General features: G+C 62.1%; 14 protein-coding genes. 6 read left to right on the forward strand and 8 right to left on the reverse strand.

Going from position 1 to position 15,106, the window contains the following annotated elements; translation table 11 throughout:
* Nucleotides 1–8: 8 nt before the first annotated feature.
* Nucleotides 9–1,121, forward strand: coding sequence for a succinylglutamate desuccinylase/aspartoacylase family protein (locus AC4PS6_RS24030; protein WP_073843938.1), 1,113 nt, complete (start codon nucleotides 9–11; stop codon nucleotides 1,119–1,121).
* On the opposite strand, the gene AC4PS6_RS24035 is transcribed toward AC4PS6_RS24030, so the two are convergent.
* The 4 genes from AC4PS6_RS24035 to AC4PS6_RS24050 all read right to left on the reverse strand — a co-directional run bounded on the left by AC4PS6_RS24035 (nucleotide 1,122) and on the right by AC4PS6_RS24050 (nucleotide 4,655).
* Complete coding sequence (locus AC4PS6_RS24035; protein ID WP_014720065.1) at nucleotides 1,122–1,676, reverse strand: tetratricopeptide repeat protein; 555 nt, start codon at nucleotides 1,674–1,676, stop codon at nucleotides 1,122–1,124.
* A 226-nt stretch (nucleotides 1,677–1,902) separates the two neighbouring features.
* Nucleotides 1,903–3,186, reverse strand: a complete 1,284-nt coding sequence (gene hemL, locus AC4PS6_RS24040; RefSeq protein ID WP_019818059.1) for a glutamate-1-semialdehyde 2,1-aminomutase — start codon at nucleotides 3,184–3,186, stop codon at nucleotides 1,903–1,905.
* 11 nt (nucleotides 3,187–3,197) lie between these two features.
* Nucleotides 3,198–3,827, reverse strand: a complete 630-nt coding sequence (gene thiE / locus AC4PS6_RS24045; RefSeq protein ID WP_014720063.1) for a thiamine phosphate synthase — start codon at nucleotides 3,825–3,827, stop codon at nucleotides 3,198–3,200.
* Between the two features lie 30 nt (nucleotides 3,828–3,857).
* Complete coding sequence (locus AC4PS6_RS24050) at nucleotides 3,858–4,655, reverse strand: hydroxymethylpyrimidine/phosphomethylpyrimidine kinase (RefSeq protein WP_019818058.1); 798 nt, start codon at nucleotides 4,653–4,655, stop codon at nucleotides 3,858–3,860.
* A gap of 275 nt (nucleotides 4,656–4,930) precedes the next feature.
* Between AC4PS6_RS24050 and AC4PS6_RS24055 the strand changes: the two genes are divergently transcribed.
* The 4 genes from AC4PS6_RS24055 to AC4PS6_RS24070 all read left to right on the forward strand — a co-directional run bounded on the left by AC4PS6_RS24055 (nucleotide 4,931) and on the right by AC4PS6_RS24070 (nucleotide 11,411).
* Nucleotides 4,931–7,330, forward strand: a complete 2,400-nt coding sequence (locus tag AC4PS6_RS24055) for a hybrid sensor histidine kinase/response regulator (RefSeq protein WP_336827051.1) — start codon at nucleotides 4,931–4,933, stop codon at nucleotides 7,328–7,330.
* Nucleotides 7,331–7,398: 68 nt separating this feature from the next.
* The gene (locus AC4PS6_RS24060) at nucleotides 7,399–9,051 is read left to right on the forward strand and encodes an acyl-CoA dehydrogenase family protein (RefSeq protein ID WP_038451618.1); all 1,653 of its coding nucleotides are present in this window, start codon (nucleotides 7,399–7,401) and stop codon (nucleotides 9,049–9,051) included.
* A gap of 183 nt (nucleotides 9,052–9,234) precedes the next feature.
* A complete protein-coding gene (gene amn, locus AC4PS6_RS24065) occupies nucleotides 9,235–10,707 on the forward strand; it encodes an AMP nucleosidase (RefSeq protein WP_161981173.1) in 1,473 nt (490 codons plus the stop codon).
* Between the two features lie 71 nt (nucleotides 10,708–10,778).
* Nucleotides 10,779–11,411 carry a pseudouridine synthase gene (locus AC4PS6_RS24070; protein ID WP_019818056.1) on the forward strand — a complete coding sequence of 211 codons (633 nt, stop codon included), beginning with the start codon at nucleotides 10,779–10,781 and terminating at the stop codon, nucleotides 11,409–11,411.
* Here the strand turns inward: AC4PS6_RS24070 and AC4PS6_RS24075 are convergent.
* Both AC4PS6_RS24075 and AC4PS6_RS24080 read right to left on the reverse strand, forming a co-directional pair.
* On the reverse strand, nucleotides 11,406–11,615 hold the full coding sequence (locus AC4PS6_RS24075; protein ID WP_025999909.1) for a DUF2788 domain-containing protein: 210 nt from the start codon (nucleotides 11,613–11,615) through the stop codon (nucleotides 11,406–11,408). The genes AC4PS6_RS24070 and AC4PS6_RS24075 overlap by 6 nt on opposite strands.
* 186 nt (nucleotides 11,616–11,801) lie before the next feature.
* The gene (locus AC4PS6_RS24080) at nucleotides 11,802–12,281 is read right to left on the reverse strand and encodes an Lrp/AsnC family transcriptional regulator (RefSeq protein ID WP_003194418.1); all 480 of its coding nucleotides are present in this window, start codon (nucleotides 12,279–12,281) and stop codon (nucleotides 11,802–11,804) included.
* A gap of 427 nt (nucleotides 12,282–12,708) precedes the next feature.
* On the opposite strand from AC4PS6_RS24080, the gene AC4PS6_RS24085 reads away from it, so the two are divergent.
* Nucleotides 12,709–13,671, forward strand: coding sequence for a DUF6515 family protein (locus AC4PS6_RS24085; RefSeq protein ID WP_198833176.1), 963 nt, complete (start codon nucleotides 12,709–12,711; stop codon nucleotides 13,669–13,671).
* Here the strand turns inward: AC4PS6_RS24085 and AC4PS6_RS24090 are convergent.
* Both AC4PS6_RS24090 and AC4PS6_RS24095 read right to left on the reverse strand, forming a co-directional pair.
* Nucleotides 13,668–14,561 (reverse strand): cation diffusion facilitator family transporter, encoded by an 894-nt coding sequence (locus AC4PS6_RS24090; RefSeq protein WP_060766661.1) that lies wholly within the window; start codon nucleotides 14,559–14,561, stop codon nucleotides 13,668–13,670. The two genes, AC4PS6_RS24085 and AC4PS6_RS24090, sit on opposite strands and share 4 nt — an antisense overlap.
* A 9-nt stretch (nucleotides 14,562–14,570) precedes the next feature.
* On the reverse strand, nucleotides 14,571–14,990 hold the full coding sequence (locus AC4PS6_RS24095; RefSeq protein WP_019818055.1) for a hypothetical protein: 420 nt from the start codon (nucleotides 14,988–14,990) through the stop codon (nucleotides 14,571–14,573).
* Nucleotides 14,991–15,106 lie beyond the last annotated feature (116 nt).

Below are 15,106 nucleotides of genomic sequence, written 5' to 3' on the forward strand. Positions count from 1 at the left end.
GAGGCGATATGCAGACTTGCAGACATGAACTGTTGACGGCTGTGCCAGGTACCACGCGGCATATTCATAGTTTTCATTACGGCCCAGCCGATGCGCCGAGCAAGGTTTACATCCAGGCGTCCCTGCACGCCGATGAGCTGCCGGGGATGTTGGTGTTGTGGCATCTCAAACAACGGCTGGCAGATCTGGAGGCCAAAGGTGCGCTGCGTTGGCAGGTGGTGCTGGTGCCGGTGGCCAATCCGCTGGGGTTGGAGCAGGTGCTGATGGACGTGCCGCAGGGACGCTTCGATAACGACAGTCGAGAGAACTTCAATCGCTTCTTCGTCGACGTCAGCCAGCAGGTCGGGGATCAGGTCCAGGATGTTCTGACTGATGATCCTGCGCATAACCTGCACCTGATCCGCGCGACCTTGCGGCAAACCCTTGTCAGCCAGGTGCCGGGGACCCAGCTGCATTCCCTGCGCCTGGCCCTGCAAACGCTGGCCTGTGACGCCGACAGAGTGCTGGACCTGCATTGTGATTTCGAGGCGGTGCAGCACCTGTACCTGGCACCGGACGCCTGGCCCCAGGTGGAACCGCTGGCGCGGTACCTGGGCGCCCGCGCCTGCTTTATGAGCCCGGACGCGGGCGGGCATTCGTTCGACGATTGCTACACCTTGTTCTGGGCACGGATGCAGGCGCGTTTTCCTGGGGTCTTTGCGGCGCCGGGTTTTGCCGTGACCGTGGAGTTGCGCGGCGTGGCTGATGTGAGCCACGGGCTGGCGCGACAGGATTGTCAGGCGTTGATCAACTATCTGACTTTGCAGGGAGGCGTTGAGGGGCAAGCGCCTCCACTACCGGCGTTATTGAGTCCGCCAACACCCTTGGCGGGGGTCGAGCCGGTGGTGAGTGCGGTGGGAGGCTTGATTGTGTTTTGCGCGCAGGTGGGGGATTACCTGGAAGCAGGACAAATCGTGGCGCACGTCATCGATCCGATTACAGACCGTGTGACCGAGGTAGCGTGTGAGCGTGCAGGGCTTTTGTATGTACGATCAATACGCCGAATGGCAAGCGCCGGTATGGCGATTGCCCACGTCGCAGGGGTCACGGCGTATCGACAGGGCTACCTGTTATCGCCGTGATCAAGGCAGGGGAGAGAAAGGCGAACGCCCATCGGCGCTCTGCAACTCCTGCAGGTAGTTGCGGAAAATCTGCCCCAGCACCTGGGTCGCCACTTCCAGTTCATCGCGCTGCATGTGCTCGGCGACTTCGTCGGCGGTGTCCAGCGCGTCTTCGGCGCCATTGACCGCGGCCATTTTCAGCACGATGTACGCCTGAATGTTGTTGGCCGGCACGCCTTCGCCTTTGAAGAACATGTTGCCCAACTGGTATTGCGCCTGGGCGTGGCCCTGCAACGAGGCTTTCTCGAAGTAGCTCAACGCTTTGTTGAGGTCAACGGCCGGGTTCTTGCTGTCGTGGTAGTACTCGCCCAACTCGTATTGCGCCTGCGCATCCCCGTCCTCGGCCTGTTTCTGGCACGCGCTCAGGGCTTCGGCCTGGCTCTCTGGCTGGGTATTGAGGGTGCAACGACCCATCGCTGGAATTAACAACGAGTTGCCGCCGGCCTGGGCATGTGCCAGTAGCGGTTGAAGGAGCAACAGGCAGCCCAGAACCAGGGTGCGGCCGGTGCGTTTCATGGGAATCGACTTACCTCTGACGGGGCGCGCGGACCCTCGAGGGAGTCCAATAAGCGCGCATTATGAAATAAGCAGGCCTCTGCTTACAAAGTCTTTACTCGTTTTTCTGCTGCTTGGGCAAGTTATCTGCCGGATTGCAGTGCAATTCTCGAAAAAACCAGGAATTCTCTGTAAGCAAAGTAGCAAATCTGACGCTGCCAGGGGCAACGTCAGAGGTTGCCGTCACTTATTTCAGGGCCGCGAAGGCGCGCTCGGCAGCATCCAGGGTCAACTTCAGTTCGGCTTCGCCATGGGCAATCGAGGTGAAGCCGGCTTCAAAGGCGCTCGGTGCCAGGTACACGCCGCCTTCGAGCATCAGGTGGAAGAAGCGCTTGAACAGCTCGGCATCGCTGCCCATCACGTCATCGAAGGTGACGATATCGTCGGCGCCGCTGAAGTACAGGCCGAACATGCCACCGGCCTGGGTGGTCACAAACGGGATGCCGGCGGCGTCGGCGCGTTGTTGCAGGCCGTCGAGCAGGCGCGTGGTGTAGTCGGTCAGCTCGGCGTGGAAGCCCGGGCGGCTGATCAGGCGCAGGGTGGTCAGGCCGGCGGCCATGGCCAGTGGGTTACCCGACAAGGTGCCTGCCTGGTATACCGGGCCGAGCGGGGCGATGTGTTGCATGATCTCGCGCTTGCCGCCGAAGCAGCCTACCGGCATGCCGCCGCCGATGATCTTGCCGAAGGTGCTCAGGTCTGGCGTAACGCCGTAGTAAGCCTGGGCGCCACCGAGGGCGACCCGGAAACCGGTCATCACTTCGTCAAAAATCAGCACCACGCCATGCTTGTCGCACTGCTCGCGCAAGCCCTCAAGAAAACCCGGGGCCGGTGGAACGCAGTTCATGTTGCCGGCAACCGGCTCGACGATGATGCAGGCAACGTCCTGGCCGACTTCGCTGAGCATCTGCTCGACGGCTGCGATGTCGTTGAACGGCAAGGTCAGGGTGTGCTTGGCGAATGCCGCAGGTACGCCAGCGGAATTGGGGACGCCCTGGGTCAGCGCGCCGGAGCCGGCTTTCACCAGCAGGCTGTCGGAGTGGCCGTGGTAGCAGCCTTCGAACTTGATGATGTTGTCGCGGCCGGTGAAACCACGGGCCAGGCGGATCGCGCTCATGGTGGCTTCGGTGCCGGAGCTGACCATGCGCACCATTTCCATCGACGGTACGATCGAGCAGACCAGGTCGGCCATCTCGGTTTCCATCGCGGTCGGGGCGCCGTAGGACAAGCCGTGTTGCAGTTGCTGGCGCACCGCCTCCAGCACATCCGGATGGCTGTGGCCGAGGATCATCGGGCCCCAGGAGCCGACGTAGTCGACATAGCGCTTGTCGTCTTCATCGGTGACGTAGGCGCCTTCGGCATGCTTGAAGAACAACGGCGTGCCGCCCACGCTCTTGAACGCACGCACGGGGGAGTTCACACCGCCGGGGATGTGTTTCTGGGCGTTGGCAAACAGGGTTTCGGAACGGGACATGATCGGGCTCTCTAAACTGAAGATTTAAGAAGGTCGTTGAATGCACGGGCGCGGCGCGTGACTTCCTGGGTGCTGTCGGCACCGAACAGGCCATGGACCACGGCGAGCAGGTCAGCCCCGTGGGCCACCAGCGGCTCGGCGTTTTCCAGGGTGACGCCGCCAATTACGCAGATCGGCAGGTGCAGGCGCTTGCGGGCCTGGGCCAGCATGTCAACGGTGGCGGCGGGTGCGCCGGGTTTGGTCGTGGAATTGAAGAAGCGGCCGAAGGCGACGTAGCTGGCGCCTTCTTTGGCGGCCTGTTCGGCCAGTTCGATCTGGCTGTGGCAGGTGGCGCCGATGATCGCCTTGGCGCCGAGCAGTGCCCGGGCCGAGGTCAGCGGGCCGTCGGTCTGGCCCAGATGTACGCCGACGCCCAGTCGCGCGGCCAGTTCGGCATCGTCGTTGATGATCAATTGAGTCTTGTAGCGCGAGCACAGTTCATAGAGCTTTTCGGCTTCACGCAGGCGCCGTGCCTCGTCGCTGCTTTTGTCGCGGTACTGCAACAGGGTGACGCCACCGTCCAGCGCCGCCTCGACGTAGGCGAGGAATTTGCCGGCCAACAGTTGGCTGTCGGTAATGGCGTAAAGGCCGCGTAGTTTCATCGGGCAAACCCCTTGCTGACGAGCGATAAGTTACGAGCAGAAATCCAGCGGCAATCGACGCGGCACGAACTGGCCCTGGCCGAGTTGTTCGGCATCACGCAGGGTACGCCACGTGTAGTTGAGAGCCGTTTGCACGGCGCTGGCCAAACCTTCGCCTTGGGCAATGCGCCCGGCCAGCGCACTGGCCAAGGTGCAACCCGAGCCGTGATAACTGCCGGGCAAACGCTGGCAGGTAAAGGTCTGGCGCGTGCCGTCGCGGCTGTACAGGCGGTTGTGCACTTCGTGCTCGTCGCCATGGCCGCCGGTGATCAGCAGGTGCTTGATGTACGGCAACAGCTTCTCGGCGCAGTCGTCGGCGCTGCCGTCGGGCAGTTCCGCGAGGATGCGCGCTTCGGGCAGGTTGGGGGTGGCGATCAATGACAAGGGCAGCAGCCGCTCGCGCATTGCATAACCGACCTCGTCCTTGCCCAGGCTACCGCCGCCGCCGGCGCGCAGCACCGGGTCGCAGACCACCGGCAAATGCGGGTGCGCCTGCAGCAGTTCGACCACGGTGTCGACCATCGCGGTGGAGCCGAGCATGCCCAGCTTGACTGCCGCAACTTCAGAGTCACCGAGCACGGCATTGGCCTGGGCCAGTACCCACTCACGGTCAAGCACGCGGAAATCACTGACATTGACAGTATTTTGCACGGTCAACGCGGTGACGGCCGGGGCCGCGTGGCAACCCTGGGCGAGCAGGGCTTCGATATCTGCCTGCAGGCCGGCGCCACCACTGGGGTCGTGGCCGGAGAGACAGAGGACAACGGGGCGAGAGCTGTAGATATTCATGGTGCGCGAGCTTACCACCAAACGCTTTTTGCGTGGCTGCCTGGCGATGGCAGGAGTTTGCCGCTGCGGCGCGATTTGCCGTGGCTGAGCGCTGCACTGAGATGAGCTGAAAGCATTGCTCTAGAGCTGTCCTAAAAAAAGTTCCCGCGGTGGCTAATGGCTTTTACTGGCTATGCTAAAGTGCATCCAAACAACTTACTGTATCGCCGGTGTACGTCTTCTCAAAAGGAATGGGGGGCTTTTGACACAACCGGACCAGGCTACGCTGGGGCTCTATGCGCTATTTGCTGATTTTTTTATTGTGCGGGCTGCCGATGCTCGCCAGCGCCGTCGAGTTCAACCAGGACACGCGAAGCCTCCCGTTGGGCCGGGTCATGCAAGTGCTCGAAGACCCAACCGATGCCCTCACCATCGCCGATGTCAGTTCCCCCGCCTATGCCGCCCAATTCAAGACCCACGACAAAGACACGCTCAATGCCGGCTATTCACGCTCGGTGTTCTGGCTGAAGGTCAACCTGCACTACACCGCCAAAGATCCCCGGGCACCGCGCACCTGGTTTCTGGAACTGGCCTACCCGCCGCTCAATCGCCTGGACCTTTACCAGGACGACGGCACTGGTCACTTCCGCCTCACCACCCGCACCGGCAGCGCGTTGCCGTTTTCCAGCCGTGAGGTGAGCCAGAGCAACTACCTGTTCAAGCTCAGCTTCTTGCCCGACCAGCAACAAACCGTCTACCTGCGCTTGCAAAGCCAAGGCTCGATCCAGGCACCGCTGACATTATGGGCCGGCACCGCCTACATGGAGGAGCAGCCGCTGCGCTTGTACGTGCTCGGCGCCATCTACGGTGTGTTGCTGGGCATGCTGATCTACAACCTGTTCATCTACCTGAGCGTGCGCGACACCAGCTACCTGTATTACATCCTCTATATCGCCTCGTTCGGCTTGTATCAGCTGTCGGTCAATGGCGTCGCGGTGGAGTACTTCTGGCCGAACAACCCGTGGTGGGCGAATGCGGCGGTGCCCTTCCTGATCGGCTCGGCGGCCTTGTTCGGCAGCCTGTTCGCGCGCAGTTTCCTGCACACCGCGCAGCACAGCCGCTGGCTCAACCGTATCCTGCTGGCGCTCGCGGCCTGTGGAGGGTTGGTGATGGCACTGGCGTTGTTGACCAGTTACGCCGTGGCCCTGCGCCTGGCCACTGCGCTGGCGCTGGTGTTTACCGTGACCATCTTCGTGGCGGCCATCAAGGCCTGGTATTGCGGGCAGCGCATGGCGCGTTATTTCATCATCGCCTGGTCGGCTTTCCTGCTCGGCGGGGTGGTCAACACCCTGATGGTGCTGGGTTACCTGCCTAACGTGTTCCTGACCATGTACGCCAGCCAGCTCGGCTCAGCCATTGAAGTGGCGCTGTTGTCCCTGGCCCTGGCCGACCGCATCAACGGCATGCGCGAACAGCAGGCGCAGATTCTCCTCGATGCCAGCCAGAAGCTGGAAGCGCTCAACCAGCAACTGGCCCGCAGTAATCGCCTCAAAGACGAATTTCTCGCCACCCTGACCCACGAATTGCGCACGCCGATGAACGGTGTGATCGGCTCGCTGGAGCTGATGCAAACCGTGTCATTGGACGATGACCTGACGCAGTACCAGCAAACCGCCGCCGGCTCGGCGCGGGACATGATGCGCATGGTCAACGGCATCCTCACCCTCACCGAATTGCAGGCCGGTCGCCTGGTGGCCCAGCCACAAGTGTTCAGCCTGCGCGGCACGCTCGATACCTTGCGCCAGCAATTCACCGGCAGCGCCCAGAGCAAAGGCCTGGCGTTCTCCATTGATGTGTCCGATGAGGTGCCGGACCGGCTGATCGGCGATGCCGACAAACTGCTCCAGTGCCTGGATTGCCTGCTCGATAACGCTTTCAAATTCACCCACGTCGGCGCGGTGCGCTTGCGAGTGGTGGGCGTGCCCCAAGGGGATGGCGCCTTGCACCTGAGCTTTATCGTCACCGACACCGGTATCGGCTTCGCCTTTCTCGATGAGGCCACGCTGTATCAGCGTTTCTTTCAGTTGGACGGCTCGATGACGCGTGAATACGGCGGCCTGGGCATTGGCCTGGCGATCTGCCGGCAGTTGATCGAACTGCTGGGCGGGCGCCTGACCCATCATTCTGAGCCCCGTAAAGGCAGTCGCTTCCAGTTGGAAGTGGACGTCAGCGCCGTGCCGCAGCAGGTGACGCCCGCCACGCAAACGCTGCCTGCACAGCGTGCGCCTCAGGAGTGCACGGTACTGTTGGTGGACGACAACAGTGTGGGCCAACTGGCGGTGCGTGGCATGTTGCTCAAGCTCGGTTACCGGGTCAAAACCGTGGACAGCGGCCCGGCGGCACTCGCTGCATTGCAAGGGCATAGCTTCGACGCCGTGCTGCTGGATGTGCCAGAGGGTGGCTTTTCGTTGTGCTGTCAGATTCGCGCATTGCCTGGCTGCGGTGAATTGCCGGTGATCGCCCTGAGCTCTTCGCCCAATGGGCCGGAGCGTGAGCGCTGCCATGGCATTGGCATGACGGATCGGCTGGCCAAGCCGGTGCGTTTCGATGCTTTGCAGGCGGCACTTGAACGTAGCGTGCTGTGCGCGGATGAGGGTGAAAGCGCCGAACATTCGGCGCGTATGCCACTTTTTTAAGGTCTTGCACGGTGCTTAACTGAATTCCGGGCCACTGTTCATGCGGCCTTTTTTCCAGGAGGCCCGTCATGAACCTGCATCAGTTTGCCGAAACCCACGACGTCACCAACCAGCCACCGTCCCTGGACGGCACCAACCTGTATCGCATCGACTTGCCTTTGCAGGAATGGTCACGCCGCTTTGGCGCCGGCTGGGCCCAAGCGCGCATTGATGCCTACGGCGCGCTGGCGGGTGGGCCGTTGATGGCAGCCGGCTTCCTGGCCAACCAGAACAAACCGGTGTTCAGCAGCCATGACCGTTATGGCCATCGCATTGACCTGGTTGAGTTTCACCCGGCTTATCACGAGCTGATGCGCACCGCCGTCGAGCATGGCCTGCCGTCGTTGCCGTGGGCCCATCCCCAGGCGGGCGCCCATGTGGCGCGTGCGGCGATGACCTACCTGCACAGCCAGGCCGAAGCCGGCAGCGGCTGCCCGCTGACCATGACCTTCGCCTGCGTCCCGGCCCTGCGCCTGCAACCGGAGCTGGCGGACCTCTGGCTGCCTAAAGTCCTCAGTACCCAATACGACCCCCGCAATGTCGGCATCGCCCACAAGGCCGGCGCTACTATCGGCATGGCCATGACCGAGAAGCAGGGCGGCACCGACGTGCGCGCCAACACCACCCGCGCTTACCCCGTGGGCGCGAGTGGCCCTGGCCAAGCCTACGAGTTGGTGGGGCATAAGTGGTTCTGCTCGGCACCGATGTGCGATGGCTTTCTGACCCTGGCCCAGACCGACAAGGGCCTGACCTGTTTCCTGCTGCCCCGGCACCGCCCGGATGACACGCGCAACGAGTTCTACATCCAGCGCTTGAAGAACAAACTCGGCAACTGCTCCAACGCCTCCAGCGAAGTGGAATTTCGCGGCGCCCTGGCGTGGATGGTCGGTGAAGAAGGCCGCGGCGTTCCAACCATCATCGAAATGGTTGCCATGACCCGCTTCGATTGCATGGTCGGCTCCAGCGCCTTGATGCGTCAGGCGCTGACCCAGGCCAGCCATCACTGCGCTCATCGGCAGGTGGGTGGCCGCGTGCTCAGCGAGCAGCCGCTGATGCAGAACGTGCTGGCCGACCTGGCCCTGGAAAGCGAAGCGGCCCTGGCCTTGAGCCTGCGCATGGGGCGCGCCCTGGATCATCTTGATGATGAACATGAAGCCAAGTTCGCCCGGCTGGTCACGGCCGTGGGCAAGTACTGGATCTGCAAACGCGCGCCCGCGATGATCAACGAAGCCGCCGAATGCATGGGCGGCGCCGGGTATGTGGAGGACAGCATCCTGCCGCGCCTTTACCGCGAGGCACCGGTGAATTCGACGTGGGAAGGTTCCGGCAATGTGCAGTGCCTGGACGTATTGCGTGCCCTGTCCAAAGAGCCGGGGGTACTGGAGGCGTTGTTTGTGGAGCTGGGCGATGGCCACGGCGACAAGCGGTTGGCGCGGCATATCGAGCAGTTGAAGGCGGCATTCATGGACACCCAGGACATCCAGTATCGGGCGCGGCAACTGACCGAGGACATCGCCCTGGCGTTACAGGCCAAGTTGTTGCTGGAGGCGGGTAATGCGGCGGTGAGTGATGGGTTTATCGCCAGCCGGTTGGGTGAGTCGTCGGGGCGGGTATATGGCACCTTGCCGCGTGGCGTCGACGTGGAAGCAATTGTCGCCCGCTCAACCCCGCAATCGCTCTGAATAAACACAATCCAAATGTGGGAGCTGGCTTGCCGGCGATAGCGGTGGTCCAGCCAGCAATTATGTAGGTGATAGACCGCTATCGCAGGCAAGCCAGCTCCCACCTATCAACGCATTCCACTTCTGGTGTTTCGGTGAGGCTTGGATACAGGCAAGATAAAGGCCTGCAAGTCAGAACACAGGATGCTTACCGTGACCGAAGCTTTTGTTGTCGTTAAAACCGCCGAAGAAGCCGTGGACCGGCTGGCGGCGCTGCATGAGCGTGCCACTGGCGCGCTCAACCAGGCGCTCAAGCAATACCTCAAGGACCGCGTCGAGCCCGACGCCGAGCAGCGCGCATTGTTTCGCTACCCGGAACTGCGCTTGACCTACCACTGCCACGGTGAAGTCCCCCAAACCACTCGGGCGTATGCCAAGGTGCAACTGCCGGGGACCTACAGCGTCACCGTGACCCACCCGGCCGCGTTCCGTAAGTACCTGCTGGAGCAACTGGTGCCGCTGATGCACGACTTCACCGTCACGGTGGAAGTAGGCGTCAGCCAGCAGAACATTCCATATCCGTACGTGGTGGAGCAGGGCGATGAACTGGCCGGCTCCGGCGTCACCGCCGCGACCCTGGCCCGTGTATTCCCCAGTACCGACTTGTCCGCCGCCACCGACGGCATTGCCGATGGCCTGTACGACTGGGAAAACACCGACCCGCTGCCCCTGGCCCTGTTCGATGCCGCCCGTGTGGATTTTTCCCTGCGCCGCCTGGTGCATTACACCGGCAGCGACTGGCGCCATGTACAGCCGTGGATCCTGCTGACCAACTACCACCGCTACGTTGACCAGTTCATCCTGCATGGCCTGGAGCAACTGCGCAGCGACCCGCGGTTTATCCGTATGGTGCTGCCCGGCAACGTGGTGATCGACAAGAGCATGGACCACGGCGAAGCCTCGGCCATTGCCGCCGGCGTGGTCTGGCACCGCTACCAGATGCCGGCGTATCACCTGCAGGCCACTGACGGCCACGGCGTGACTTTGGTGAACATCGGCGTGGGCCCGTCCAACGCCAAGAACATCACCGACCACCTGGCCGTATTGCGCCCGCATTGCTGGCTGATGATCGGCCACTGCGGCGGCTTGCGCCAATCCCAGACCATCGGCGACTACGTACTGGCCCACGCCTATATGCGCCGCGACGGGATTCTGGACCGTGTAGTACCGCCGAACATCCCGATCCCGGCCCTGGCCGAAGTGCAGCTGGCGCTTCAGCAAGCGGCGGCGAAAGTCACCGGCGAAAAAGGCGAAGAGCTGAAAAAACGCCTGCGCACCGGTACCGTGCTGACCTACGACGACCGTAACTGGGAACTGCGCTGGGCCCAGGAGCGGCCGCTGATCAACCTGTCTCGCGCCGTGGCCGTGGACATGGAAAGCGGCACCATCGCCGCCCAGGGTTACCGTTTGCGCGTGCCTTACGGCACCTTGTTATGCGTATCCGACAAGCCGCTGCACAGCGAGATCAAGCTGCCGGGTTCGGCCAACGCGTTCTACGAGCGTGCGGTCAGCCAGCATTTGAAGATCGGCATCGAGGCGGTCGACCTGTTGCGCACCGAACTCAACTCGTTGCACTCGCGCAAACTGCGCAGCTTCGACGAACCGCCGTTCCGCTAAGCGGTTGGGATGGTCATTTGGCGGTCAGGCCACTAGCATTGTCGGTCCTGACCGTTAGATGTTCCTTTGCCATGTCCCGTCCTACCCGTCCCGATTCGCGCCGCCCAGGCGTGAAACCTTCGCAGCCTGTTCGACGTGTCGCCAAGGCGCCACCGGCCGAGCCGAAGCTGATCCTGTTCAACAAACCGTTCGATGTGCTGACCCAGTTCAGCGACGAAGGCGGGCGCGCGACGCTCAAGGATTTTATCGATATTCCCGGTATTTACCCGGCGGGGCGCCTGGACCGTGACAGCGAAGGCTTGCTGCTGTTGACCAACGATGGCCAGCTTCAGTCGCGCATCGCCGATCCCAAGCACAAATTGGCGAAAACCTACTGGGTGCAAGTGGAAGGTGAGCCGACTGAAGAACAGCTGCAACGTCTGCGCGATGGTGTCGAGCTGAACGATGGCATGACCTTGCCTGCCGAGGCTCGGCAACTGGATGAACCGGCGTTATGGCCGCGCAACCCGCCGGTACGCTTTCGCAAAAGCGTGCCGACGCATTGGCTGGAGTTGGTGATTCGTGAAGGGCGCAACCGTCAGGTACGGCGCATGACCGCAGCAGTGGGCCTGCCGACGCTGCGCCTGGTGCGCGTGCGCATTGGCGACTGGTCTATCGACGGCCTGGATCAAGGCCAATGGAAAGCAGTACCGGCGCGCCTATAAAGCGCCGGACTCGATCAAGCCAATCACCACGCTCTTGATGATGAATGCGGCCACGCCCAGGCCCAGCACGAAAAACAAAATGAATGAGCCAAAGCGCCCGGCCTTGGATTTTTTCGCCAGGTCCCAGACGATAAAGCCCATGAAAATGATCAGGATAGTGACCAGGCCGGTCATCATCCATTCTTCAAACAGGGCGGGGTCGATGTTGTTCATGGGACTCTTCCGACAAGACAAGCGAGCAGTATACGGCAGCGTCACAAACGCAACATTGACCTGAGTCCTACACCATCGAACTGTGGGAGCTGGCTTGCCTGCGATAGCGGTCTGTCAGGTACCGTGATGCAAACTGGCCCGCCGCCATCGCAGGCAAGCCAGCTCCCACCGTTGTTCTCAGGTGCGCAGGTGGGTCAGGGGCAGTTCGGTGCTGTTGAGCACTTGGTTCAGCACAAAGCTGGAACGCACGCTGGTCACCCCTTCGATCCGGGTCAGATGCCCCAGCAGCAATTTTTGATAGTGATCCATGTCCGGCACTACCACCTTCAACTGGTAGTCCGCATCCATCCCGGTCACGAGGCTGCACTCCAGCACTTGCGGCAGGGTGCGGATGGCGGCCTCGAAATTCTCGAAGCGTTCCGGCGTGTGACGGTCCATGCCGATCAATACATATGCGGTGAGGCTCAGGCCGAGCATCTTGCGGTCGAGCAGGGCGACCTGGCGGGCGATGTAGCCGTCGTCCTCCAATTGCTTGACCCGGCGTGAGCAGGGCGAAGGCGACAGGCCGATGCGTTCGGCCAGCTCCTGGTTGGAGATCCTCGCGTCGCGCTGCAATTCTGCCAGAATACTCAGGTCGTATCGGTCAAGCTTGCTCATTGGGTTGGCCTTTGTCGTAACTATTGCGGTTAATTATCCATGAAGGGTTAAAAATTGCGCAAGCACTGTTTATTGACGCAATCTTCGCAATCCTCTGCCCGCCCGGCACGCCTATGATTACCAACAGAATCACCGCCTGGACAACAGTCCACAGCAACGCGCCCAATCAGGCCCGTTGCGGCCGCCGCCCCAGCAGGGTTGAGCCGGCCTCCAGGCTGCACACTGTCCACAAGACGGCGTGAGGTGAGCCAACGTCAAAAGCGTTGAGCCAGGACGAAATTCTCAAGGGGTGGCCGACGGGTCACCCCTTTTTCTTTGTGCGCGTTTTGCCTTCAGAAAATAGTTCTCGTGACTGATAACCTGTCTCAGAACCGGGCGAGGCTTTTCCAGTCTCATGATCAAGCCCCAATCCGCAGTGAGGAAAAGCATGAAGCGCATCTGGCGTATGGCAGGTGTTGGTTTGCTGGTGGTCAGCGTCGGCTCCCAGGCGATGGCCGACGAACGCGATAACTCACCGGGCCAGGGGCAACGGCCTGAGCACAATCAGCCACGCCCACAAAACCCGCAGGGTGATCGTGGCGGCCAGCACGAGGGTGGCCAATGGCAGGGTCGGCCTCAAGGTCATGAGCCGGGGCGACCAGCACCGCAACCGCAACCCTCCAATAACCTGCCGATCCAGGGCCGGCCCGATACCGCGCGCCAGACCCAGGAGCCGCGCCAGGGTTATTACCGTGATATTCCCAGACGCCCCGATGACAACCGGCATTGGGAGGCCGGCGGCCCCGGTTCGCGTCCGGGTAACGATCGCCCCGGTGATAACCGCTGGCCAGGCCGCCCCGACGGGCATGGCAACGGCTGGGGCCCGGGCCCGCAACATCGCCCTGGTTATGTCATCGACCGTTTTCCCGACCGCAATTACCGCGTGCCTTACCGTGGCCAGGACTACTTTTTCTCCGGTGGCTACTGGTATCGCCCCCAAGGCCCGCGCTACGTGGTGGTGACGCCGCCCTACGGCATCCGCGTGCATTACCTGCCGGACTACGCACGTGAAGTGTGGGTAGGCGGCTCGCTGTTGTTCCTCGCCGCAGGCGCCTATTACGCCTACGAGCAAAGCACCCAACAATACGTGGTGGTACAACCTCCGACGCAGGTGCCATCACCTCCGCCGACGCCTCAAGGCAACGGTTATGACGTGGTGGCTTACCCGGCCAACGGCCAGTCGCCAGCCCAGGTACAGCAGGACGGCTACGACTGTTATCGCTGGGCGGTGCAACAAAGTGGCTTCGACCCGCGCACCGTCACCTACGCCCCGGACCCTGCGGTGGTGCAAACCTACCGCCAGGCCCAGGGCAACTGCCTGGGCAGTCGGGGGTATCAGGTGCAGTACTAGGCCTTGTTACCGGTGACCACTTCCCGTGGGTCGGCGTGCACCAGCACTTCGGCTTTCGGGTATTCCCGGTGAATGGCATCGGCGGCCTGGTCGCTGATGCCATGGGCCACCGACAGCGTCAATTCCCCCGGCAACTCCAGGTGCAACTGCACAAACCAGTGGTTGCCGGAAACCCGCGTACGCAAGTCGTGGGCACCCAGTACGCCGGGCACGCCACGGGCCAGATCCAGCATGTGCTGGCTGACATCCGGCGGTAGCTCTTCATCCATCAACACCGCAAAGCTTTCCCGGGCGATCTGGATCGCGCTCCACAGAATGTAAGCGGCGATTCCCAGGCCGAACCAGGCGTCGACCTGATGAAAGCCAAAGCCTGCCAACACCAGCGCAATCAGGATGCTGCCATTGAGCAGCAAGTCTGAGCGGTAATGCAGCGAGTCGGCACGCACCGCGTTGGAGCCGGTCTCGCGCACCACGCGGTGTTGCAGCATCAGCAGGGCCATGGTCAGCCCCAGCGACAAGATAATCACGCCGATACTCAGCCACGGTGCGCCGACCGGCTCCGGATGCTTGAGCCGTTCATAGGCCTGGAGCGCAATCAGTACCGCACTGCCGGCGATAAACAAGGCTTGCGCCATACCCGCCAGCGACTCTGCCTTGCCATGCCCATAACGATGATCGTCATCGGCGGGGCGCAGGGCGTAATGCACCGCCAGCAAGTTCAGCAGCGAGGTCACGCCGTCGAGCAGCGAGTCGGTCAACCCGGCGAGCATGCTCACCGAGCCGCTGAGCCACCAGGCGATGGCCTTGGTCACAATCAACACACAGGCCACGCCCACCGAGGCGCGGGTGGCTAGGCGCAAGAGCCTTGCGTGTTCGGGGCTGCTGGTCATGAGCTGTCCTTACGCGGCAGGCTGCAGGCCCAGGGCCGCCAGTTGCTGCACGCTGCCCCTGAACTGGATCAGGCGTGGGTCGTCCAGCGGCAAGGTGCGGCCGGTTTCTTTCTGGATGATGCTTTGCAGCTTGGCGTTATCGACCTTGCCGTCAGCGCCGATGGCTTCGTGCAGTTTCTCGGGGGCGACCTGGGCGGTCTTGCCCGGTTCGAAGTAAATGGCGCCCGTGGCGAAGTCGACACCGAAGGCGATCAGGCCGGGGATCACATAAAACAACAGGCCGAGGGCATCGAGTACCGCGATGGTCGGGTCGATCTTGCCATCGATCTGGCCACGACGGTCGGGGTAGAAAATCGACCCGCAGGCGGTAAGTTGGCTCAGCAGGGTAACGGCGAGGACACCGCCGATGACACGGGAAGCGATACGCATGAAAAAGTCTCCTGAACATATTTAAGGGTGACTATAAGCCAGATCGGCCAGGCGCCGATGAACCAATGTGGGAGCTGGCTTGCCTGCGATTGCGACGGTTCAGGAAATACAGCGGC

It is taken from the genome of Pseudomonas sp. DW-iso17 (genome assembly GCF_058725345.1).

Coding starts and splice junctions, on each gene's coding strand:
- AC4PS6_RS24070 (WP_019818056.1), top strand. CDS start 10,779: ATGTCCCGTCCTACCCGTCCCGATTCGCGCCGCCCAGGCGTGAAACCT.
- AC4PS6_RS24050 (WP_019818058.1), bottom strand. CDS start 4,655: ATGAATATCTACAGCTCTCGCCCCGTTGTCCTCTGTCTCTCCGGCCAC.
- AC4PS6_RS24095 (WP_019818055.1), bottom strand. CDS start 14,990: ATGCGTATCGCTTCCCGTGTCATCGGCGGTGTCCTCGCCGTTACCCTG.
- hemL (WP_019818059.1), bottom strand. CDS start 3,186: ATGTCCCGTTCCGAAACCCTGTTTGCCAACGCCCAGAAACACATCCCC.
- AC4PS6_RS24035 (WP_014720065.1), bottom strand. CDS start 1,676: ATGAAACGCACCGGCCGCACCCTGGTTCTGGGCTGCCTGTTGCTCCTT.
- AC4PS6_RS24080 (WP_003194418.1), bottom strand. CDS start 12,281: ATGAGCAAGCTTGACCGATACGACCTGAGTATTCTGGCAGAATTGCAG.
- AC4PS6_RS24090 (WP_060766661.1), bottom strand. CDS start 14,561: ATGACCAGCAGCCCCGAACACGCAAGGCTCTTGCGCCTAGCCACCCGC.
- AC4PS6_RS24055 (WP_336827051.1), top strand. CDS start 4,931: ATGCGCTATTTGCTGATTTTTTTATTGTGCGGGCTGCCGATGCTCGCC.
- AC4PS6_RS24085 (WP_198833176.1), top strand. CDS start 12,709: ATGAAGCGCATCTGGCGTATGGCAGGTGTTGGTTTGCTGGTGGTCAGC.
- thiE (WP_014720063.1), bottom strand. CDS start 3,827: ATGAAACTACGCGGCCTTTACGCCATTACCGACAGCCAACTGTTGGCC.
- amn (WP_161981173.1), top strand. CDS start 9,235: ATGCTTACCGTGACCGAAGCTTTTGTTGTCGTTAAAACCGCCGAAGAA.
- AC4PS6_RS24030 (WP_073843938.1), top strand. CDS start 9: ATGCAGACTTGCAGACATGAACTGTTGACGGCTGTGCCAGGTACCACG.
- AC4PS6_RS24060 (WP_038451618.1), top strand. CDS start 7,399: ATGAACCTGCATCAGTTTGCCGAAACCCACGACGTCACCAACCAGCCA.